This is a genomic window from Rhodanobacter sp. DHB23 (assembly GCF_014842975.1).
Lineage (GTDB): Bacteria > Pseudomonadota > Gammaproteobacteria > Xanthomonadales > Rhodanobacteraceae > Rhodanobacter_A.
Map to the genome: position 1 here is coordinate 543,048 of NZ_JACYXK010000029.1, position 21,286 is coordinate 564,333.

Below are 21,286 nucleotides of genomic sequence, written 5' to 3' on the forward strand. Positions count from 1 at the left end.
GGAGACGCCATGGATGGCGTCGGCTTTGAGGAGCGAGGAAGGTTGGGATGAGGGGCGGGTGCTCGCGGGAGCCTTCATCGAAGCTCGCTTCGACAAGATCCTTCGCGAGAGTGCCCCTCTCCCCAACCCGTTGCTAGGCTCGTTCCTCGCCAAGCAACCCCCGGCCCTCGCGCCAGCGCTCGGGCGCTCGGCCATGCGCGAGCCAATGGCTCGCAAGCAGCATGGCTTCGCCCCCGGCGGGGAGAGCGAGCAAACGGGCCAAGCAGGTTCGCCCCGCATTGAAGCCCCGGCAATCCGGCCCCATCTCGTGCGCTCCACTCTGGAGCTTTTATGGAATCCTTCCACGCCACCACCATCGTCAGCGTGCGCCGCAACGGCAAGGTCGTGATCGGCGGCGACGGCCAGGTCACGCTGGGCAACATCGTGGCCAAGGCCAACGCGCGCAAGATCCGCCGGCTCGGCCGCAACGCCGACGTGCTGGCCGGTTTCGCCGGCGCCACCGCCGATGCCTTCACCCTGTTCGAGCTGTTCGAGCAGAAGCTGGACAAGCACGGCAACAACCTCACCCGCGCCGCGGTGGAGATGGCCAAGGAATGGCGCACCGACCGTCGCCTCGGTCGCCTCGAGGCGATGCTGGCGGTGGCCGACAAGGAGGCCTCGCTGCTGATCTCCGGCAACGGCGACGTGCTCGAACCCGAGCATGGCCTGATCGCGATCGGTTCCGGCGGCCCGTATGCGCAATCCGCCGCGCTGGCGCTGATGGAAAACACCGACCTCGATGCGCGCGGCGTGGTGGAGCGCGCGCTGAAGATCGCCGGCGACATCTGCATCTATACGAACCACAACACCACGATCGAAGAGCTGTAGGCGCAACGCGCCCAAGGCCCTTCATCGTCATCCCGGCGAAAGCCGGGATCCAGCGACTTGGTCCCAAAGGCACTGGATGACCAGACATTCGTCTGTTGAAAACCCGGCATTCGCCGGAATGACGGCTCAGCAAGATTCAACTTCCCGGTGACCCCATGTCCGAACTGACCCCCCGCGAAATCGTCAACGAACTCGACCGCTACATCATCGGCCAGCACGACGCCAAGCGCGCCGTGGCAGTGGCGCTGCGCAGCCGCTGGCGGCGCATGCAGCTCCAGCCCGAGATGCGCAACGAGATCACGCCGAAGAACATCCTGATGATCGGGCCCACCGGCGTGGGCAAGACCGAGATCGCACGCCGCCTCGCCACGCTGGCCAATGCGCCGTTCGTGAAGGTGGAGGCGACCAAGTTCACCGAGGTGGGCTACGTGGGCAAAGACGTGGAATCCATCATCCGCGACCTCGCCGACGTGGCCTACAAGCTGACCCGCGACAACGCGATCAAGCGCGTGCGCTCGCAGGCCGAGGACCGCGCCGAGGACCGCATCCTCGATGCGCTGCTGCCGCGCCGGCAGACCCCCAGCGACTGGAGCCACGACCAGGCCGCCACGCCGGCGATCGACAGCGATACCCGCCAGAAGCTGCGCAAGCAGCTGCGCGAGGGCGCGCTGGACGAGCGCGAGATCGAGTTGGATTTCGCCATGAACGTGGGCGTCGAGATCATGTCGCCGCCGGGCATGGAGGAGATGGGCGCGCAGCTGCGCCAGATGTTCCAGAACATCGGCGGCGCCAAGACCCAGCACCGCAAGCTGGCGATCAAGCTGGCGCGCCCGCTGCTGGTCGAGGAGGAGGCCGGCAAGCTGCTCAACGACGAGGAGATCCGCGCGCAGGCGGTGGAAGCCGCCGAGCAGAACGGCATCGTCTTCATCGACGAGATCGACAAGGTGGCGCAGCGTTCCGAATGGGGCGGCGCCGGCGTCAGCCGCGAAGGCGTGCAGCGCGACCTGCTGCCGCTGGTGGAAGGCTCCACCGTCTCCACCAAGTACGGCCCGCTGAAGACCGACCACATGCTGTTCATCGCCTCGGGCGCGTTCTCGCTGGCCAAGCCCTCCGACCTGATCCCGGAACTGCAGGGCCGCCTGCCGATCCGGGTGGAGCTCAGCGCCCTGTCGGTGGACGACTTCAAGCGCATCCTGCGCGAGCCCCACAACGCGCTGACCAAGCAGTACGTGGCCCTGCTGGGTACCGAGGGCGTGAGCCTGGAGTTCACCGACAGCGGCATCGACCGCCTGGCCGAAGTGGCCTGCCAGGTGAACGAGCGCACCGAAAACATCGGCGCCCGTCGCCTGCACACCGTGATGGAGCGGCTGCTGGAAAGCATTTCCTATGAAGCTGCAGACAAATCCGGCGAAAAATACCTTATCGACGCCGAACAGGTGGACAAGAACCTCGGCATGCTGGTGCATAACGAGGATCTGAGCCGCTACATCCTGTAAGGCGTCATTTTGACCAAAACGCGCCAATTACGAAAGATGAAGAATTTTGTCTGCATATTCGACGAAATTTCCCGTCAACATCCCTTGAACAAGCCATTGCCACCGCTCTGCTAAAATGTTCCCCATGGCAAAGATTCTCGAGTTCAAGACCAACGGCCTGCGCGCCCAGCTGCGCGAGGCACAGGAACAACGGACCATGGTGCGCCTGTGGCGCACCGAGTTGGAGCACGGCAGCTTCTGTGGCTACGTGGGCGGCGTGGGCAACGAGTTCGTGCTGCTGTGGGTGATCGGCGACGGCATCACCGACGACGGCATCTACGTGATGCGGCACCGCGACATCACCGAGCTGGAATCGCCGGAGCGTCACCATGCCTTCATGGCCAAGGCGCTGGCCCTGAAGGGCATCGCCCCGCGCCTGCCGCAGGGCTTCCCGCTGGATACGATCCGCGACGCGGTACAGGCCGCGGGTGAGATGTCGCAGGTGATCGGCGTGCACGTGGACACCGAGGAAGAAGAGGAAGTCTGCTACATCGGCCACCTCACCAGCACCGACGACGACGGCTTCTACCTGCAGGAACTCAGCCCCGATGCGGAGTGGATGCGCCAGGCCTCGTTCTTCGCCTGGGACGAAGTCTCCACGCTCAGCATCGGCGACGGCTACGCCCAGGCCCTGCTTACCGTGGCCGGCCCCGCCCCCGCGCTGGAGCCCGGCGACGCGGGCATCGGCCACATGCACTGAACCCGCCTCCCCGGCCGAAGTGACGACGCCCGCCGCTGATCCGGCGGGCGTTTTCGTTTTCGCCCGGGCGAATCCCACGGACTCCCCGGCGTGATTCGCAGGTAAACCCGCCCTCGCCAGCCCCGTTACCGGGCAGGCGACACCGCTGCGACGCATCCCTGCGCGATCCACGCCTGCCACGGAGACCTTTCATGCACACGATCCCATTGCGACTGACTGCCTGCGCCCTGGCCTTTGGCTTGCTGATGGCCGCGCCGTCCGGCGCCGTATCGGCACAGGACAGCTCGCCGTCCGCATCCGAGGCGACGGCGGCGCCACACCGCCTGCCCGATCCGCAGAAGCAGGCCCATCGACTGGCGCACAAGCTTGGCCTCGATGCCGACCAGCAATCGAAACTGGCCGCGATCTTCGGCAATCGCCAGCAACAGGTCTCCGCCGTCCGTGCCGACACCACGCTGTCGAAACACGACCGCAGGGCAAAGCTGCTTGCCATCCACCAGGACAGCGAAAGCCAGATACAGGCGCTGCTCACGCCGACCCAGCAACAGCAATACGCGCAGCTGCAGCAGGCCATGCAGGCACACCGCCAGGCCCAGCAGCAATCCGGCCAGGACTCGCCCGACAGCCACTGAGTCCAGTGGCGATGTCGACGGCATCAGGCCCGGCTTGCCACAACGGGTGCGGCACCGTTTACCCTGCGGCTTCCATCGCCACGGAAACCCGCATGAGCCGCATCGTCGTCGTCGGCAGCATCAACATGGATCTGGTCACGCTGGCGCCGCGCTTTCCCGGCCCCGGCGAGACCCTGCTCGGCAGCCGTTTCCTCACTGCGCACGGCGGCAAGGGAGCGAACCAGGCGGTGGCCGCGGCGCGCCTTGGCGCCAGCGTGAGCATGGTCGGCGCGCTCGGTCGCGATGCGTTCGGTGACCAGTTGCATGCGGGGCTGGCGAGTGAAGGCATCGACCTCGCCCATGTCGCCCGGCTCGACGATGAAGGCAGCGGCAGCGCGTCGATCACCGTGGCCGCAAGCGAGAACCAGATCATCGTGGTGCCCGCCGCCAACGCGCGCGTCACGCCGGCGCAGGTGGAAGCCGCACGCGAAACCATCGCGCGTGCCGATGCCGTGCTGGTGCAACTCGAAATCCCGCTGGATGCCGTCGAAGCCACGCTGCGCCTCGGTCGCGCGCTGGCCGTGCCGGTAATCCTCAACCCCGCACCCGCGCAGAAGCTGCCTGCCGAATGGCTCGGGCTCGCGAGCTACCTCACCCCGAACCAGCACGAACTCGCCACCGCGCTCGGTGAAGACGCGCACACGGATTTCCGCGAATTGATGCGCCGCGCGCCGTGCCCTGTGGTGCTCACCCGCGGCGGCGAAGGCGCGTGGTACCGCGACCACGCGCAGCCCGAACCCGCGCAGCAACCGGGCTTCGCCGTGGACGCGATCGACACCACCGGCGCCGGCGACACCTTCAACGGCGCACTTGCGGTGTTCCTGCACGAAGGCTTGCCCGCGGCCGTGCGCAAGGCCTGCGCCGCCGCCGCGCTGTCGGTGACCAGGCTGGGCGCGCAGGGCGGCATGCCGTGGCAGCCCGAGCTGGACGCCTTCCTCGCCGATCGATCCCGCCCATGAGCCCGCTGGAAATCGCAGCCAACCTGCTCGCCGGCGCCTCCATCATCCTCGCCGGGCGCAACAGCGTGCACACCTGGTGGACCGGCATCGTCGGCTGCGGCCTGTTCGCCTTCGTGTTCCTGGACAGCCGCCTGTACGCCGACACCGTATTGCAGGCCTTCTTCGTGATCACCAGCATCGTGGGCTGGTGGCAGTGGCTGCACGGCAGCCACGGCGAGGAACTCCCGGTCACCGACCTGCCTGTGCGCAAGCTGTGGCTGCAACTGCTGTCCGGCGCGATCGGCGCCATCTGCTACGGCCTGCTGCTGCGCCGCTTCACCAATGCCTACTCGCCCTTCCTCGACTCCACCGTGCTCGCCTTCAGCATCGTGGCGCAACTGCTGATGATGCGCCGCCACGTGCAGAACTGGCCATTCTGGCTGCTGGTCAACACCATCGCCGTGCCGCTGTACGCCAGTCGCGGCCTGTACCTCACCTCGGCGCTATATGCGGTGTACTGGATCAATGCACTGGTGTCGTGGCGGCATTGGGTTCGGCTGCGCGACGCCGCGGCTCACTTGCCGATGCAGAACGACCCGAAGATCGCGCCGAGCAGGTCGTCGCTGGTGTAGTCGCCGGTGATTTCGCCCAGCGCCTGCTGGGCCTGGCGCAGTTCTTCGGCGGCAAGTTCGCCGGCACGGGTGCTGGCGAGGGCGTGGGTGGTGTGGGCGAGGTGTTCGCGCACCGCTTCCAGTGCGAGCACGTGGCGGCGGCGCGCGCTGAACGCGCCTTCGCCACTGCCGCTGCCGGCGAGTTGCTTGAGGTGTTCGCGCAACGCGGCGAGGCCTTCGCCGGTTTTCGCGGAGGCCCACAGCCAGCGGATGCCGTCGCGAGTTTCCGCGTGCGGCGCGGCGTGGGCGAGGTCGATCTTGTTGACCAGCACCACGCGTTCGGCGCCGGCGGACAGGTGTGCGAACAGGGCGAGGTCGGCTTCGGCGTGCTCGGCATCGGTGACCAGCAGCGCGGCGTCGGCGCGCGTGAGTTCGCCGTGCGCGCGGCGCACGCCTTCGCGCTCGACTTCGTCGTCGGTGTCGCGCAGGCCGGCGGTGTCGGCGAGTTCCAGCGCCACGCCGTCGAGCGCCACGCTCTCGCGCAGCACGTCGCGGGTGGTACCGGCGATGGCGGTGACGATGGCGCGGTCGCTGCCGGCCAGCGCGTTGAGCAGGCTGGACTTGCCGGCGTTGGGGCGGCCCACGATGGCCACGCGCAGGCCGTCGTTGAGGCGCAGGCCGCGTTGCGCTTCGCGCAGCAGTTTGGCCAGTTGCGTGCGCAGCGCGTCGAGTTGCTGCGCGATGGCGGGATCGGCGAGGAAGTCGATTTCTTCCTCGGGGAAATCGATGGCGGCTTCGATGTGCACGCGCAACGCGATCAGCGCCTGCAGCAAGGCTTCGACCTTGCGCGAAAATACGCCTTCCATCGAACGCAGCGCGGCGCGTGCACCGGCCTGCGAACGTGCCGCGATCAGGTCGGCCACGGCTTCGGCCTGGGCGAGGTCGAGCTTGCCGTTAAGGAAGGCGCGCTCGGTGAATTCACCGGGGCGCGCCAGCCGCGCACCGAGTTCGCAGACGCGGCGCAGCAGCGCATCGAGCAGCACCTGGCTGCCGTGGCCCTGCAGTTCCAGCACGTGCTCGCCGGTGTAGGAGGCGGGGGCAGGGAAGTGCAGCAGCAGGCCGTGGTCGATGGGCTCGCCCCGCGCATCATCGAAGGTGGCGAAGTGTGCATGGCGCGGCCGTGGCGCACGACCAAGCAAGGCTTGCGCAATCGCCGGCACCAGCGGCCCCGACACGCGCAGCACGCCCACGCCGGCAGCACCCGGTGCGCTGGCGATGGCGGCGATGGTGTCGGTGGATGGGTTCATGCGAGGAGCGTAAACGAAGACGGCCGCAACGGTGTTCGCTGCGGCCGCTTTATCGAGAAGTGCGGCCAAGGATGGCCGCCCGTTTGATCTTCGCGATCAGGGACGATCGCAAGAATCACTCATTACCCCTTGGCCGCCGCTTCCTCGCGTTCCACGTGATGGGTGATCCACCACTGCTGGCCAAGGCCGACAAGGCCGTTCACCGCGTAGTAGAGGCACAGGCCCGCGGGGTAGAAGGCGAACAGCACCGAGAAGATCAGCGGCATCACCTTCATCATCTTGGCCTGCGCCGGGTCCATGCCCGCCGCGACCGGGTTGAGCCACTGCGTGCCCAGCATCACCGCCGCGTAGATCACGGGCAGGATGTAGAGCGGGTCGTGCGCGCTGAGGTCGGGAATCCACAGGAACGAGGCCTGGCGCAGTTCCAGCGAATACTCCAGCACGTAGAGCAGGGCGAAGAACACCGGCATGGTGATGAGCACCGGCAGGCAGCCGGCCATCGGGTTCACCTTCTCCTTCTTGTACAGCTCCATCTGCGCCTGCTGCAGCTTCGCCTTGTCGTCGCCGTAGCGCTCCTTCAGGGCCTGGATGCGCGGTTGCAGCTTCCGCATCTTGGCGCTGGAGTGGTACTGCATCGCGGTGAGCTTCCAGGTGGCGCCCTTGATCAGCAGCACCAGCAGGATGATCGCCAGGCCCCAGTTCTTCACGATGGAATGCAGGAACGACAGGATGCCGTGCATCGGCACGGCGATGGCCTTGAACATGCCGTAGTCGATGGTGAGGTCCAGCCCCGGCGCCACCGCATCCAGCTGGCCCTGCAGGTTGGGGCCGACGTAGAGGCGCGCCTTCGCATCCGCGCTCTGCCCCGGCGCCACGTTGATCGTGGGACCGATGGCGCGGATGAGGTAGCGCGGGTGGGCGCTGCCCGGGTTCACCGTGTCGGTGGAGTAGCCGGCGACTTCGTCGGCCGGCGGGATCCACGCGGCGAAGAAGTACAAGCGCAGCATCGCGGCCCAGCCCCCCTTGAACGACGCGTCCAGCTTGTCCTTGGGTTCGGCGAAATCCTTGAACGGCAGCTTCTCGAACTTCTCGCCGGTGTACCAGGCCGCGCCCTGGAAGCTGCGTGCCACCGGGTTGGACATGGTGGTCAGCCAGTTGCCGTCATGCGGCGGTTCGGCGCGCAGCAACTGGGTATAGGCGTTGCCCTGCCACGGCGTGCTGCCGGCGTTGTCGATTTTCTGGTCGAGCGCGACCACGTAGCTGCCGCGGGCGAAATGGTAGGTCTTGGTGACCTTGAGGCCCTTGGCGTCCTGCCAGGTCAACGGCACGTCCAGTTCGTTCTGGCCCGCGGCAAGCTTGTAGTCGGCCTGCACGCCCTGGAACACGGCGAGGTGGTTGGGCTGGTCGGCCGCATCGGCATCGCTGCTGCTGACCAGGCCGTTCTGCGCCACGAAGTAGTGCGCATCGCTGTTGTCGAGCAGGGTGACCGACGCGGGGTCGGGGTCCTTCTTCGTGCGCGGCGTCTCCGGGTAAGCCAGCAACTCGGAACGCACGATGCTGCCGCCGCGCGTATCGATGGTGAGCTGCAACACGTCGGTGGTGACGGTGATCAGCGACGAAGGCCCGCTGCCGGCGGTGGCATTGCTGACGCTTGGCGCGGTGCCGGGCTGTGCGCCCGGTGCTTCTGTCGTGCTGGCGGCGGCAACCGGGGCCGGCGGCGGCGCCATGTAGTCCTTCTCCCAGGCCATGAACAGGAAGTAGCCCACGGCAAGCAGGGCGAACAGGAGGAAGTTGCGTGTTTGGTTCATCGGCTCACGGATCCGGACGATGCCACGCGGCACGCGGCCACAGGGGAAGAGGGAAGGTCAACGCACGATTGTGGCGGCGGCCTCGGCCGGCATCAATGGCGTGGGATGACATCGGATGCCGGCTCGACCGGTTCCAGCCGGACCGCGGCGAGGCGGCGCCACAGCGCGTCGGCCTCGGCCAGCAGCTCCACGCCGGACAACTGCACGGCCTGGTCGCGCGCCATCACCACCACGTCGACCGGCGGCAACTGGTCGCGCACGCGGCGGAACGATTCGCGCAGCAGGCGCTTCAGGCGGTTGCGTTCCACCGCGAGCTTGGACGCCCGCTTGGAAATCGCCAGGCCCAGCCGCGCATGCGCCAGGCCGTTCGGCCGATAGCGCAAATGAAAACAGCGGCCACCGAGGCGGCCGCTGCTGGTGCGCAACGCTGCGAAGTCGCCGGCCACACGCAACCGCAGTTCGCGCGGCAAGCCGGCAGGGCGCATGGCGGTCGCGCCGATTACGGGATCAGGCGCTTGCGGCCCTTGGCGCGGCGGGCGTTGATGACTTTGCGACCGTCGGCGGTGGCCATGCGGGCACGGAAGCCGTGGGTACGGGCGCGCTTGAGCTTGCTGGGCTGGAAGGTCCGCTTCATGGCGAGGCTCCGAAGGGAATGAATGTTGGGAAAAAGGCCGCAAAGTATGCATTGCACTGCAGCGTGCTGTCAAATCAAGGCGTTCCAGCCCCAATCCGATGTCGTACCGCAGCTTGTGGGCGCCTATGTGGATGGTTTGGGGATGACGCGCCCGAGCCTGCTGCTAGACTTGTCGATCCACCCCGCGCGCAAGCGCCCCAAGCCTGTGGACGAGAGACTTCATGAGTGAGTTGTGGCGGCGCTGCCTTGGGCGTCTGGAAGGCGAGTTGAGCGCCGAGGATCTGCACACCTGGCTGATGCCGTTGCAGGCCCGCGAGGACGAGACCGGACTGGCGCTCTTCGCCCCCAACTCCTACACCCTGGAAACGGTACGCGAGCGCTACCTGCCGCAGATCAGCACCCTGCTGGCCCAACTGGCCGGCCGCGCTTTGCCGGTACGGCTGGATGTCGGTTCCAGCGTACCGCACCAGGCCAAGCAGCCGGCCGCCAAGCCCGCGGCTGCCAGCGCGGTGGCCGAACCGGCGCCGGCACCGGCCTTCAACCACAACCTCGATCCGCACTACACCTTCGAGACCTTCGTGGAAGGCAAGTCCAACCAGCTGGGCAAGGCCGCCGCGATGCAGGTGGCGCAGAACCCGGGGCGCGCCTACAACCCGCTGCTGCTGTACGGCGGCACCGGCCTCGGCAAGACCCACCTGATGCACGCCGCAGGCAACCTGATGCGGCAAAACAACCCGGCCTGCAAGGTGCTGTACCTGCGCTCGGAACAGTTCGTGGGCGCGATGATCGAAGCGCTGCGCACCAAGAGCATGGACCAGTTCAAGCTGCGTTTCCGCTCGGTGGATGCGCTGCTGATCGACGACATCCAGTTCTTCGCCGGCAAGGACACCACCCAGGAAGAGTTCTTCCACACCTTCAACGCGCTGTTCGAATCCAAGCAGCAGATCATCCTCACCTGCGACCGCTACCCCAAGGAAGTGGACAAGCTGGAGCCGCGCCTGAAGTCGCGCCTGGGCTGGGGCCTTTCCGTGGCGATCGAGCCGCCGGATTTCGAGACGCGCGCGGCGATCCTGCTTTCCAAGGCGCAGGACAAGGGCGTGGCGGTGGACGAGCACGTGGCGATGCTGCTGGCCAAACGCATCCGCTCCAACGTGCGTGACCTCGAGGGTGCACTCAACACGCTGGCGGCGCGCGCGAACTTCTACGGCAAGCCGATCACCACGGACTTCGCCGAAGAGACGCTGCGCGACCTGCTGGCCACCCATGCGCAGGCGGTGACGGTGCCGAACATCCAGAAGATGGTGGCCGAGTACTTCAACATCCGTCTGCAGGACCTGCTCTCCACACGCCGCGTGCGTTCGCTGGCGCGGCCGCGGCAGATCGCGATGGCACTCTCCAAGGAACTGACCGACCACAGCCTGCCCGAGATCGGCGAGGCTTTCGGTGGACGCGACCACACCACCGTCCTGCACGCCTGCCGCACGATCAAGAAGCTGTGCGAGGGCGATGCCCGCATGCGGCAAGATTGGGAGCAGCTGATCCGTATCCTTACCGGTTGAGTTTTTCCGCAGGCTGAAGCACAAGTTCTTGATAAGCTGGGTGGGAAGCTGTGGATAATGCGTGGATGGACGAGGCTGCAAAGTTATCCACAAATCGCCCACGTTGAAGGCACTGCTTTCCGCACACCCAAGATATCAGCCAAGCAATTGATTCAAAACGAATAAATGACGGAAAAAAGTTATCCACGCCGTCTACAGCAACAACCAACTTTCTTTTAAAGACAGAACAGCAGGCATAGGGGTCGCGCCGTCATGCAATTCAGCATCCAACGAGAAGCTCTGCTCAAGCCACTGCAGCAGGTCGTGGGCGTGGTGGAACGCCGCCAGACTCTGCCGGTACTGGCCAACCTGCTGGTGAAAGTCGCCGATGGCCAACTGTCGTTGACCGGCACCGACCTGGAGGTGGAGATGATCGCCACCTCGTCGGCTGACAAGCTGGTCGAAGGCGAAATCACCATTCCTGCACGCAAGTTCTTCGATATCGTGCGCGCACTGCCGGATGGCGCCAACGTCGAGCTCAAGCTCAACGGCGACCGGGTTGCCCTGAATGCCGGACGCAGCCGTTTCACGCTGACGACCCTGCCTGCCAGCGAATTTCCTACCATCGATTCGATCGAACTGGTGGAGAAGGTCAGCTTGCCGGAAGAAGCCCTGCGCGACCTGATGGAACGCACCGCGTTCGCCATGGCGAACCAGGACGTGCGCTATTACTTGAACGGCATGCTGCTGGACCTGCAGGAACACAGCCTGCGTTGCGTGGCGACCGATGGCCATCGCCTCGCCATGAAGGAAACCAGCCTGACCACCTCGGTGAAGGCACGCCGGCAGATCATCATCCCGCGCAAGGGCGTGAACGAGCTGATCGGCCTGCTGGAGCCGGGCGAAGGTACGGTGGAACTGGAGTTTGGTCGCAACCACCTGCGCGTGCGCCGCGGCGGCGTCACCTTCACGTCCAAGCTGATCGACGGTCGTTTTCCCGACTACGAGGCAGTGATCCCGCTGGGCGCCGACAAGACCGCCACGCTGGATCGCGAAGTGCTGCGCGGTGCCCTGCAACGTGCGGCGATCCTTTCCAACGAGAAATACCGTGGCGTGAAGCTGGAGCTGTCGCCGGGCAAGCTGCGCATCGTGGCGCATAACCCCGAGCAGGAAGAAGCTGTGGAAGAGGTGGAAGCCGAGACCCATGTCTCCGACCTCGCGGTGGGCTTCAACGTGGGCTATCTGCTGGATGCGCTTTCCGCACTGCGTGGCGAGCAGGCCCGACTGAGCCTGCGTGACGCGCAGTCCAGCTGTCTGGTGCAGGAACACGACAGCGAGCAGGCTCGCCACGTCATCATGCCCTTGCGCCTCTGACAGATGCCCCTCGGCAAACACCGTGACCTCAAGCAACGCCGGAGCCGTCGCCAGACGCTCCGGCGTTCTTGCTTTGGGCAGTCGTCGGCATGAGGCTGGATCGCCTGCGTATCCAGAACCTGCGTTGCCTGCGGGAAGTCGACTTGGCGTTGGCGCCCGGCATCAATGTCTTCGTGGGCGCCAACGGGGCGGGCAAGACCAGCGTGTTGGAAGCGGTTTTCCTGTTGTCGCATGCCCGTTCCTTCCGAAGCGGGGCGCGCGAGGCATTGCTGGCGCGCGGTGCCGTGCGTCTGGCGGTCTTCGCCGAACTGCGCCAGTCGGGAGACCGTGTGATGCGGCTGGGACTGGGTCGAGAGGCCTCACGCTGGGAAGCCCGGTTGGAAGGAGAGAACGTCAGTCTGGGTGAACTGATCGCCGAATGCGCGGTGGCCTGCTTCGAACCCGGCTCGCATGCCTTGATTGCCGGAGCGGCCGAAGAACGGCGACGCTACCTCGATTGGGGCGTGTTCCACGTGGAACATGCGTTCCTGGATGCGTGGCGCCGCTATCAACGTGCCTTGAAGCAACGCAACAGCTTGCTGCGTGCGGGAAACGAGCCTGGTTCACCGCTGTATGCCCCATGGGAAACCGAACTGGCCACGCTTGCGGATTGGCTGGATGACCAGCGCTGCGAATACCTTGACCGCTTGCGGCCCCACCTGCAGACCTGCTTGACCGCCTTGCTGCCCGAGCTCGGCGGGCCGGAGCTGCGTTACCGACGAGGCTGGGCCGAGGAAAAGGACCTTCGCGAACAGCTGGAAGCACAGCGGGGCAGGGATCTCGCCCGCGGCCATACCAGCCTGGGCGCACATCGCGCGGATTGGTCGCTGGCCTTCGAGCATGCCCCGCAGCGCGAACATCTTTCCCGTGGCCAGGAAAAGCTCGCGGCCCTGGGTTGCATGCTGGCGCAGGCACGACTCTATGCCGACCAACATGGCGACTCGCCCATCATCTGCCTCGACGATCTCGCCTCCGAGCTGGACGAGGCGCATCAAACAGCCGTGATCGGCCAACTCGTCGATAGCGGAGCGCAGGTGCTGGTCAGCGGCACCGGCTTGCCCGAACCCTTGCGCGGGTTGCCGCATCGCATGTTCCACGTGGAACAGGGGCAACTGACACCCCTGCTATAATCGACAATTCCCCGCAGGGACGGCAGCTTGCCTGCCATCCACGCCTGCGCAGGCACAGGAACCGGTAGCCGCATGAACGAACCCACCAACGATTCGCAGTACGACTCCAGCAACATCAAGGTGCTGAAGGGCCTGGAAGCGGTCCGCAAGCGCCCCGGCATGTACATCGGCGACGTGGGTGACGGCACGGGCCTGCACCACATGGTGTTCGAGGTGGTGGACAACTCCATCGACGAAGCGCTGGCAGGCTTCTGCGACCACGTGACCGTGACCATCCTCGAGGATGGCTCGGTCAGCGTCACCGACAACGGCCGCGGCATTCCGGTGGACACGCATCCGGAAGAGGGTCGCTCCACCGCCGAGGTGGTGATGACCGTGCTGCACGCCGGGGGCAAGTTCGATGACGACAAGATCTCGGGCGGCCTGCACGGCGTGGGTGTGTCGGTGGTGAATGCGCTCAGCGACCACCTGTGGCTCAGCATTTGCCGTGACGGGCACGAATACCAGCAGGAATACGTGCTGGGCGAGCCGCAGTACCCGTTGAAGGAAGTGGGGACTTCGGACAAGCGCGGCACCACCGTGCGCTTCCTGCCCAGCCCGCAGATCTTCAAGCTGACCGAGTTCCACTACGACGTGCTGGCCCGGCGCCTGCGCGAACTGGCCTTCCTCAATTCCGGCGTCCGTATCGAGTTGCGCGACGAGCGCGGGGAAGGGCGGCACGACACCTACGTGTACGAAGGCGGCATCCGTTCCTTCGTGCAGCACCTGGCCCAGCTCAAGACGTCGCTGCATCCGAACGTGATCAGCCTGTACGCCCAGCAGGACAAGATCAGCGTGGAGGTGGCGATGCAGTGGACCGACTCGTACAACGAGACGATGTTCTGCTTCACCAACAACATCCCGCAGCGCGACGGCGGCACCCACCTCACCGGTTTCCGCGTGGCGCTTACCCGCGCGCTCACCGGCTACATCGAGAAGGAGGGGCTGGCCAAGAACGCCAAGGTCGCACTCTCCGGCGACGACATGCGCGAAGGCATGATCGCCGTGCTCTCGGTGAAGGTGCCCGGCCCGCAGTTCTCCTCGCAGACCAAGGACAAGCTGGTCTCCTCCGAAGTGAAGACGGTGGTGGAGCAGGCGGTCTACGAAAAGCTCAGCGAGTTCCTGCTGGAACATCCCAATGAGGCCAGGGCCATCGCCTCCAAGGTGGTGGACGCCGCGCGCGCCCGCGAGGCCGCCCGCAAGGCGCGCGAGATGACCCGCCGCAAGGGCGCGCTGGACATCGCCGGCCTGCCAGGCAAGCTGGCCGACTGCCAAGAGAAGGATCCCGCGCTGTGCGAACTGTTCCTGGTCGAGGGTGACTCCGCCGGCGGCTCGGCCAAGCAGGGCCGCAACCGCAAGACCCAGGCCGTGCTGCCGCTGAAGGGCAAGATCCTCAACGTGGAGAAGGCGCGCTTCGACAAGATGCTGTCCTCCGCCGAAGTCGGTACGCTGATCACTGCGCTCGGCACCGGCATCGGCAAGGAGGACTACAACCCGGACAAGCTGCGCTACCACCACATCATCATCATGACCGACGCGGACGTGGACGGTTCGCACATCCGCACCCTGCTGCTGACCTTCTTCTACCGCCAGATGCCCGAGCTGATCGAGCGTGGCCACGTCTACATCGGCCTGCCGCCGCTATACAAGCTCAAGCAGGGCAAGCAGGAGCTGTACCTGAAGGACGACGCAGCGCTCAACGCCTACCTGATCTCCAGCGCGGTGGACAACGCCGAACTGGTGGCCGATCCAGTCGCGCCCGCGATCATCGGCACGGTGCTGGAGAAGCTGCTGCGCGACTACCAGGCAGCGCTGGACCAGATCGAGCGCCTCGGCCACCGTTTCGACACCAGCGTACTTTCCGCGCTGCTGGAACACACGCCGATCACGCCGGAACTGTGGGCCGATGCGGCCGCCATGCAGGCCTGGTTGGATGGCATCGCTACCCGCCTCGCCGCCAGCGGGCTGGGCAAGCCGCGCTACAAGCTTTCGTTGCGCCCTGCACAGGATGATCATCCGGCAGCGATCGAAGTGGTGCGCGAACAACACGGACTCAGCCATACCCTGCTGCTGCCGCAACCGTTCTTCGCCGGCGCCGAATTCCGTCCCATCCTGCACGTGAGCCAGCAACTGGCCGGCTTGATCCAGGCCGAGGCAGTGGTTCGTCGCGGCAACGCCTCGCGTGGCGTTGCGCGTTTCGCCGACGTGCGCAGCTGGCTACTGGACGAAGCCAAGAAGGGTCGCACCATCCAGCGCTTCAAGGGCCTGGGCGAAATGAACCCGGAGCAGCTGTGGGAGACCACGGTGAACCCGGAAACCCGCCGCATGCTGCAGGTGGGCATCGAGGATGCCTTCGCTGCCGACCAGATGTTCTCCATGCTGATGGGTGAAGCCGTCGAGCCGCGCCGTGACTTCATCGAAGCGAACGCACTCAAGGTGGCCAACCTCGATATCTGAGATCCCGTCGGCGCGGTTCGTTGAACCGCGCCGACCCAAATCGCCCGTGCCGCGCGACGATTCGCCAACGTATGGAAGTGCCTCGCCAAATCATTGATTTGGAATGGATTTTATTGTCGCGCTGCAGCTTGTCATTCACACATTGGTCAGGGTAGTCTCCACGATCCCCTGCGCAAGATGCATAGCGTAAAAACTCCGGACACACCGAGGATCGTCATGAAGCACACGCCCTTGTTCACGATGCTGGCCGGCACCGCGCTGGCATTCACCTTTGCCGCCAGTCCCGCCCATGCGGCGAGTGCGTCGAAAGACAAGCAGCCGTCGCTTTACCCGAATGCCACGCGTGCGGAACCGAAGCTCGACCTGACCAGCGAGAAGGAACAGAAGGCGCTCAACGAAGGCCTGGATGCGGTGAACAGCGGCGACAAGGCCAAGGCCCAGCAGCTCCTCCAGCCCATCGTCGACGGCAGCAAGAGCAAGTACGCGCAGGCGATTGCACTGCAGGGCCTGGCCAACGTGGCCTACAACGCCGGCGACATCAAGGGCGCAATCCCGCTGCTGCAGAAATCCATCGACAACGGCGTGATGCCGAACGACACCTACTTCCAGCTGATGTTCGAGCTGGCCCAGATGTACGCCGCCGACCAGCAGTACCAGGCCTCGCTGGACACCATTGCCAAGTGGCGCGCCGAGGGCAAGCGCGAAACGGCCGATTCCTATGGCCTGGCCGGCATGGACGACTACCGTCTCGAGAAGTACCCGGATGCGATCGCTGCCATCCAGAAGGCCAAGACACTCACCGACAAGCCGCAGGATTCCTGGAACCAGATCCTGATGGCCAGCTACGCCGAGTCCGGCCAGGGCGCCGATGCAGCCAAGATGGCGCAGGCGGAGTACGAAAAGAACCCCAGCGACAGCGGCATGCTGCACAACGCCAGTGCCGTCCTGCTGCAGCAGCAGGATTACGCCGATGCGATCAAGGTGCTGGAGCAGGGTCGCGCGAATGGCGCGCTGAAGGACGAGGGTGACTGGATCAACCTGGTCAAGGCCTACCTGCTGCAGGCGCAGAACGGCGGCGATACCAAGAGCGGCAGCGCCAAGGCGCTGGCTGCGTTCGACGACGGCGTGGCCAAGGGTGCGATCAAGCCCAGTGCGGACAACTACAAGCTGGCCGGCGACGCCGCCATGATCGGCGAGGACGACGCCAAGGCCATCGGCTATTACGAGAAGGGTTCGCCGCTGGCCACCGACGGTGAAGTGGACATGTCGCTGGGCGGTGCCTACTTCCAGGAACAGAAGTTCTCCGACGCGCGCAAGGTCCTCACCCAGGCCATCGCCAAGGGCGTCAAGCACAAGGGCCGCGCCTACATGATGCTTGCCGAGTCGGATCGCCAGCTCAAGGACAAGGCCGGAGCGGTCGCTGCGATGAAGCAGGCCGCACAGGATCCGGAGACCGCGGCCAAGGCCCAGGATTGGCTGCAAAAGTCCGGCAAGTGATAGCCAGACCAAAGTCGTAAGGTGTGACAGATGGACGTCCATCTGCGCGTCCTGCCAGCGCTATACAAAAGCCAGATGCTGTTGTACCGTTGAAACCTTCCCTGCGTAACCCCAGCGGTGCGTTTCGTCCATATGCCAGACGGAACATACCGAGCCTGCGGCGACGCTTTCTCCGTCCCAGCTCCAGATAGTGACAGATGGCCTCTAGTACCGAAGATACAGAACGCGAAGAAGGGTTCAGTTGGAAACGAACCTTTGCGTTGGCATTTGCCATTGGTCTGCACGCCTTCGCGTTTCTGATCCTGCTCGCGCCCTTGGCGCCTCAGGGGCAGAAGCACGAAAAGAAAGAGCAGATCGTGCAGGTGAACTTCATCGAGCCGCCGCCGCCGCCGCCGCCGCCGCCGCCGCCGCCGCCGGAGCCGCCGAAGCAACCGCCACCGAAAATCATCAAGCAGGTGGTTCCGCCGCCGAATCCGCCGCCGCCGGAGCCGCCGCCGCCGGTGGCAGAGGTATCGCAGAACGCGACACCTGCTGCGCCCCCGGCACCCCCGGCTCCGCCGGCCCCGCCGGCCGACATCTCTGCTGGTTCGGATCTCAGCTACAACAGCCGAATCACGCCGCGCTATCCGCCACAGGCCATCCGCCAGCGGCACGAGGGCACGGTGATCCTGCTGATCTTGGTTGGCATCGACGGTTCGCCGAAGGACATCAAGGTCGACAAGTCCAGCGGATACCACGAGCTTGATCGCGCAGCGATCGAAACGGCGCAGAAGTGGCGTTTCAATCCCGAGGTCAAGAACGGCCAGAAGGTGGAGGGTTACGCACGCGTCCCAGTCACCTTCAACCTCAATCAACTGTAATCCCCGTTACTGTCACCACCCACAGTTCACGCTTGACTTCCCAAGGGTAGCGTTATGTTCCTACAGACTCCTGCAACGACCGATGCCGCCCAGGTGGCCGGTAACTCCAACGCCGAAGCCATGAAGCAGATGGGCTTCGCCAACCTCGTGACCCACTTCAATTGGGTGGGCTGGGTTGTGTTCATCACCCTCGTGGTGATGTCCTTCCTGTCGTGGTACTTCATCATCGCCAATGCCATCCGCAACTCGATGGTGCGCGGCCGCGCTGACAAGGTGATCAACGGCTTCTGGAACAACGCCTCCACCCAGGATGCGATCCGTGAGCTGGAAGCCCAGCCCAAGGGCGAACCGTTCTCGAAGATCGCCCTGGACGCTGCCTCGGCGGTGGCCCACCACCAGCAGGCCAACAAGGGCGGCCTGGCTGAATCGCTGACCCGCTCCGAGTTCGTCGACCGCGCCCTGCGCCAGGCCGTGGCTCGCGAAAGCCTGCGCCTCGAAGGTGGCCAGACCCTGCTCGCCACCGTGGGTTCGTCGGCTCCGTTCGTCGGCCTGCTCGGTACCGTGATGGGTATCTATGGCGCACTGACCGGCATCGCCGCCAGCGGCAACGCCTCGATGACCGCCGTGGCCGGCCCGGTGGGTGAAGCGCTGATCATGACCGCCATCGGTCTGGGCGCCGCCATCCCCGCGCTGCTCGCCTTCAACTTCTTCAACCGCTCGAACCGCATCATCTTCGCCCGTTTCGACGAATTCGCGCACGACCTGCACGATTTCTTCGCGACCGGTTCGCGCGTCGAAGGCAAGTGAGGGTTTGACCCATGGCAATGAGCGTCGGAGGCAATACCGGCGGTCCGGTTTCGGAGATCAACGTCACGCCGCTTGCGGACGTGATGTTGGTGCTGCTGATCATCTTCATGATCACGGCACCGCTGATGTCGCATCCGGTCACGATCACGGTGCCGGTTGCGGCTCCCAAGAGCGACGAAACGAAGTATGACGTGCCGCCGCTGGATCTGGCCATCAAGGAAGACGGCTCGCTGTATTTCCAGGATCATCCGGTCAGCGAAGCGGAGCTGAAGTCCCAGTTGGCGGTGGAAGCGCAGAAAACGCCGCAGCCGGAACTGCAGATCCGCGCCGACAAGGGCATCGAGTGGAAGACGGTGTTCAAGTCCATCAGCGATGCCAAGAGCATGGGCATGGTGCACGTCGGCTTCATGACCACGGCGCCTACGCCGGGCAAGGAGTAACGAGTCATGGCTTTCTCCACCAATAGCTCGGGCGGCCCGATGGCCGACATCAACATCACGCCGCTGATCGACGTGATGCTGGTGCTGCTGATCATCTTCATGGTGACGGCACCGATTCCGCTGCTGAAGATCAAGATCGATCTGCCGCAGCCGAATCCGAATCCGCCGACCAACCTGAACCCGCCGGAGCCGGTCAACCTCAGTATCGACCAGTCGGGTTCCCTGTCCTGGAACGGTACGCCGGTCGACGAACTGGGCCTCAAGGCGCAGTTCGCGGTGATCGCCCAGCAGGCACAGGACAAGCAGCCGGAAATCCAGATCAAGGCCGCTGATGCCGTCGCCTACCAGTACGTCGCTACCGTGCTGGCCGATGCCAAGCAGTACAACCTGGTCAAGATCGGGTTCACCGACAGCAACGGCCAGTGAATCGGCGAATCTGAAAGCGTTACCCGCGCAAACCCCCGCCTGGTGCGGGGGTTTGCGTTTTTGGGGAGCGACATCTGGATGCGGATGTGGCGCCCGCGATGGCACCTCCCGCTTGAGTACGCAGTACGCGACGGCGCCATGTCGAGCTGCCGCCGCACACAGGATGCGTCCCTATCTCAGGATCTGCAGGTAGTTACGCACCGTGGTGGCCAGCCCTTCGTACAGTGCTTCGCCGATCAGCGCATGGCCGATCGACACCTCGGCCAGTCCCGGGATCGCAGCCTTGAACGTGCCAAGGTTCGCCTGGCTGAGGTCGTGGCCCGCGTTCACCGCGAGACCCGCCTGTTGCGCCATGCGTGCGGTGGCGGTGCAAGCCGCGAGCACGGCGTCGGGTTCGCCCTCGGCGAAGGCCTCGGCGTAGGGGCCGGTATAGATCTCGATGCGCTGCACGCCGATCGCCCTGGCCGCCGCGAAGTCTTGCGGGCCAGCGTCCACGAACAGGCTGACGCGGCAATCGATGGCCTTGAGCTCGTCCACCAGCGGGCGCAGCCGTTCCAGGTCGCGCGCGAGGTCGAAGCCGTGGTCGGAGGTGATCTGCCCGTCGCTGTCGGGAACCAGGGTCACCTGCGTGGGGCGCACTTCACGCGCCAGCTCGATCAGGCCCGGGTAATCGCCGCGTGGCGCGGCGAACGGGTTGCCTTCGATGTTGTATTCCACGCGGCCGCGCAGCATCGCGGCCAGCGCGCGCACGTCGCCGGGCCGGACATGGCGCATGTCCGGCCGCGGATGCACGGTGATGCCACCGCAGCCGTTCTCGATGCAGGTCTGCGCAGCGCGGCAGATGTCGGGCTCGCCGCCGCCGCGCGAGTTGCGCAGCACGGCGATCTTGTTGAGGTTGACGCTGAGCAGGGTCATGCCGGCGACCTGTCGTGAAGAAAGGGATACAACACTGCCGTGATCAGTCGCCGTCGGCAAGCATGAACGTGCGGATGCGGCGTGGCGCACCGCGCCAAGCCAGGGCGGCAAGTACGTCGTCGCCGCAGTCCAGGCTGTGCAATTGCCACAGGACAGGGTCGTCGCCGTCGAGTTGCCGCAGCACGAGACCTTCCGCGCCGTAGTCGAACGACAGCCGGTCCAGTCCGAACGCGAGGCCATGGCCCAGCGCCTTCAGCACGGCTTCGCGCGCCGTCCAGAGCGCGAGGAAAGCCGTGGATCGTGCTTCCTCGTCCAGCGTAGCCAGCCAGTCCGCTTCCCCCCGGGTGAAGAACCGCCGCGCGATGCCCAGCGCATTGGCACGCCTGCGCTGCCGCTCCAGGTCGATGCCGAGGGTGATCCCCTGCGCCAGCGCGACCAGGGCCTGTTCGCCACTGTGCGACCAGTTGAAGTCCAGCGTATCGCCGTGGCATGCGTCCAGCGCGGGGCGGCCGTGTCCACCTTCCACCAGCCGGACGTCAGCCGCATCGATGCCGAGGTAGCGGGCGAGCAAGGCCTGCAGCGGGCCGCGCCCGCTGTCCGCGGGCCGGCACAGGCGCCAGACGTGAACCTCGTCAGCCTGCAGGGGCTCTGCTAATTTCACCGCTGGGAATCCGCCGATGGCATGCGTGCATG

Annotated in this window: 21 protein-coding genes; 15 read left to right on the forward strand and 6 right to left on the reverse strand. The window is 65.5% G+C overall.

Annotated features, from left to right (window positions below):
* The first annotated feature begins 330 nt into the window (after nt 1–330).
* From hslV to pnuC, 6 genes are all read left to right on the forward strand, one after another.
* Entirely contained in the window at nt 331–867 is a 537-nt protein-coding gene (gene hslV, locus IHE47_RS17135) for an ATP-dependent protease subunit HslV (RefSeq protein WP_192108105.1), read from the forward strand.
* Between the two features lie 155 nt (nt 868–1,022).
* A complete protein-coding gene (hslU, locus tag IHE47_RS17140) occupies nt 1,023–2,363 on the forward strand; it encodes an ATP-dependent protease ATPase subunit HslU (protein ID WP_192108107.1) in 1,341 nt (446 codons plus the stop codon).
* A 124-nt stretch (nt 2,364–2,487) separates the two neighbouring features.
* Nucleotides 2,488–3,102, forward strand: a complete 615-nt coding sequence (locus IHE47_RS17145) for a hypothetical protein (RefSeq protein ID WP_192108108.1) — start codon at nt 2,488–2,490, stop codon at nt 3,100–3,102.
* Nucleotides 3,103–3,293: 191 nt separating this feature from the next.
* A complete protein-coding gene (locus IHE47_RS17150; RefSeq protein ID WP_192108110.1) occupies nt 3,294–3,734 on the forward strand; it encodes a hypothetical protein in 441 nt (146 codons plus the stop codon).
* A gap of 92 nt (nt 3,735–3,826) precedes the next feature.
* Nucleotides 3,827–4,732, forward strand: a complete 906-nt coding sequence (gene rbsK / locus IHE47_RS17155; protein ID WP_192108112.1) for a ribokinase — start codon at nt 3,827–3,829, stop codon at nt 4,730–4,732.
* On the forward strand, nt 4,729–5,343 hold the full coding sequence (gene pnuC / locus IHE47_RS17160) for a nicotinamide riboside transporter PnuC (protein ID WP_192108114.1): 615 nt from the start codon (nt 4,729–4,731) through the stop codon (nt 5,341–5,343). The genes rbsK and pnuC overlap by 4 nt, the downstream gene beginning before the upstream one ends.
* Here pnuC and mnmE read toward each other — a convergent pair.
* The 4 genes from mnmE to rpmH form a co-directional block, all read right to left on the reverse strand.
* A complete protein-coding gene (gene mnmE, locus IHE47_RS17165) occupies nt 5,286–6,629 on the reverse strand; it encodes a tRNA uridine-5-carboxymethylaminomethyl(34) synthesis GTPase MnmE (RefSeq protein ID WP_192108116.1) in 1,344 nt (447 codons plus the stop codon). The genes pnuC and mnmE overlap by 58 nt on opposite strands.
* A 122-nt stretch (nt 6,630–6,751) precedes the next feature.
* The gene (yidC, locus tag IHE47_RS17170) at nt 6,752–8,437 is read right to left on the reverse strand and encodes a membrane protein insertase YidC (protein ID WP_192108118.1); all 1,686 of its coding nucleotides are present in this window, start codon (nt 8,435–8,437) and stop codon (nt 6,752–6,754) included.
* Between the two features lie 92 nt (nt 8,438–8,529).
* A complete protein-coding gene (gene rnpA / locus IHE47_RS17175; RefSeq protein ID WP_192108119.1) occupies nt 8,530–8,922 on the reverse strand; it encodes a ribonuclease P protein component in 393 nt (130 codons plus the stop codon).
* A gap of 14 nt (nt 8,923–8,936) precedes the next feature.
* A complete protein-coding gene (rpmH, locus tag IHE47_RS17180) occupies nt 8,937–9,071 on the reverse strand; it encodes a 50S ribosomal protein L34 (protein ID WP_007809828.1) in 135 nt (44 codons plus the stop codon).
* A 221-nt stretch (nt 9,072–9,292) separates the two neighbouring features.
* On the opposite strand from rpmH, the gene dnaA reads away from it, so the two are divergent.
* The 9 genes from dnaA to IHE47_RS17225 all read left to right on the forward strand — a co-directional run bounded on the left by dnaA (nt 9,293) and on the right by IHE47_RS17225 (nt 19,678).
* The gene (dnaA, locus tag IHE47_RS17185) at nt 9,293–10,630 is read left to right on the forward strand and encodes a chromosomal replication initiator protein DnaA (RefSeq protein ID WP_192108121.1); all 1,338 of its coding nucleotides are present in this window, start codon (nt 9,293–9,295) and stop codon (nt 10,628–10,630) included.
* 252 nt (nt 10,631–10,882) lie between these two features.
* Nucleotides 10,883–11,983: a DNA polymerase III subunit beta gene (gene dnaN, locus IHE47_RS17190; protein ID WP_192108123.1), complete on the forward strand. Its 1,101-nt coding sequence runs from the start codon at nt 10,883–10,885 to the stop codon at nt 11,981–11,983.
* A gap of 89 nt (nt 11,984–12,072) precedes the next feature.
* Nucleotides 12,073–13,152 carry a DNA replication/repair protein RecF gene (gene recF / locus IHE47_RS17195; RefSeq protein ID WP_192108125.1) on the forward strand — a complete coding sequence of 360 codons (1,080 nt, stop codon included), beginning with the start codon at nt 12,073–12,075 and terminating at the stop codon, nt 13,150–13,152.
* Between the two features lie 72 nt (nt 13,153–13,224).
* Nucleotides 13,225–15,648, forward strand: a complete 2,424-nt coding sequence (gyrB, locus tag IHE47_RS17200) for a DNA topoisomerase (ATP-hydrolyzing) subunit B (protein ID WP_192108127.1) — start codon at nt 13,225–13,227, stop codon at nt 15,646–15,648.
* A 216-nt stretch (nt 15,649–15,864) separates the two neighbouring features.
* Nucleotides 15,865–17,145, forward strand: a complete 1,281-nt coding sequence (locus tag IHE47_RS17205) for a tetratricopeptide repeat protein (RefSeq protein ID WP_225562041.1) — start codon at nt 15,865–15,867, stop codon at nt 17,143–17,145.
* Between the two features lie 197 nt (nt 17,146–17,342).
* Complete coding sequence (locus IHE47_RS17210) at nt 17,343–18,005, forward strand: energy transducer TonB (RefSeq protein WP_192108129.1); 663 nt, start codon at nt 17,343–17,345, stop codon at nt 18,003–18,005.
* Between the two features lie 54 nt (nt 18,006–18,059).
* On the forward strand, nt 18,060–18,812 hold the full coding sequence (locus IHE47_RS17215) for a MotA/TolQ/ExbB proton channel family protein (protein ID WP_192108131.1): 753 nt from the start codon (nt 18,060–18,062) through the stop codon (nt 18,810–18,812).
* Between the two features lie 11 nt (nt 18,813–18,823).
* A complete protein-coding gene (locus IHE47_RS17220) occupies nt 18,824–19,252 on the forward strand; it encodes a biopolymer transporter ExbD (RefSeq protein ID WP_192108133.1) in 429 nt (142 codons plus the stop codon).
* A gap of 6 nt (nt 19,253–19,258) precedes the next feature.
* Entirely contained in the window at nt 19,259–19,678 is a 420-nt protein-coding gene (locus IHE47_RS17225; RefSeq protein ID WP_192108135.1) for a biopolymer transporter ExbD, read from the forward strand.
* A gap of 171 nt (nt 19,679–19,849) precedes the next feature.
* On the opposite strand, the gene IHE47_RS17230 is transcribed toward IHE47_RS17225, so the two are convergent.
* Together IHE47_RS17230 and IHE47_RS17235 are read right to left on the reverse strand one after the other, a co-directional pair.
* Nucleotides 19,850–20,593 (reverse strand): pyridoxine 5'-phosphate synthase, encoded by a 744-nt coding sequence (locus IHE47_RS17230; RefSeq protein ID WP_192108136.1) that lies wholly within the window; start codon nt 20,591–20,593, stop codon nt 19,850–19,852.
* Nucleotides 20,594–20,636: 43 nt separating this feature from the next.
* Nucleotides 20,637–21,254, reverse strand: coding sequence for a 4'-phosphopantetheinyl transferase superfamily protein (locus IHE47_RS17235; protein ID WP_343227503.1), 618 nt, complete (start codon nt 21,252–21,254; stop codon nt 20,637–20,639).
* Between the last annotated feature and the right edge of the window lie 32 nt (nt 21,255–21,286).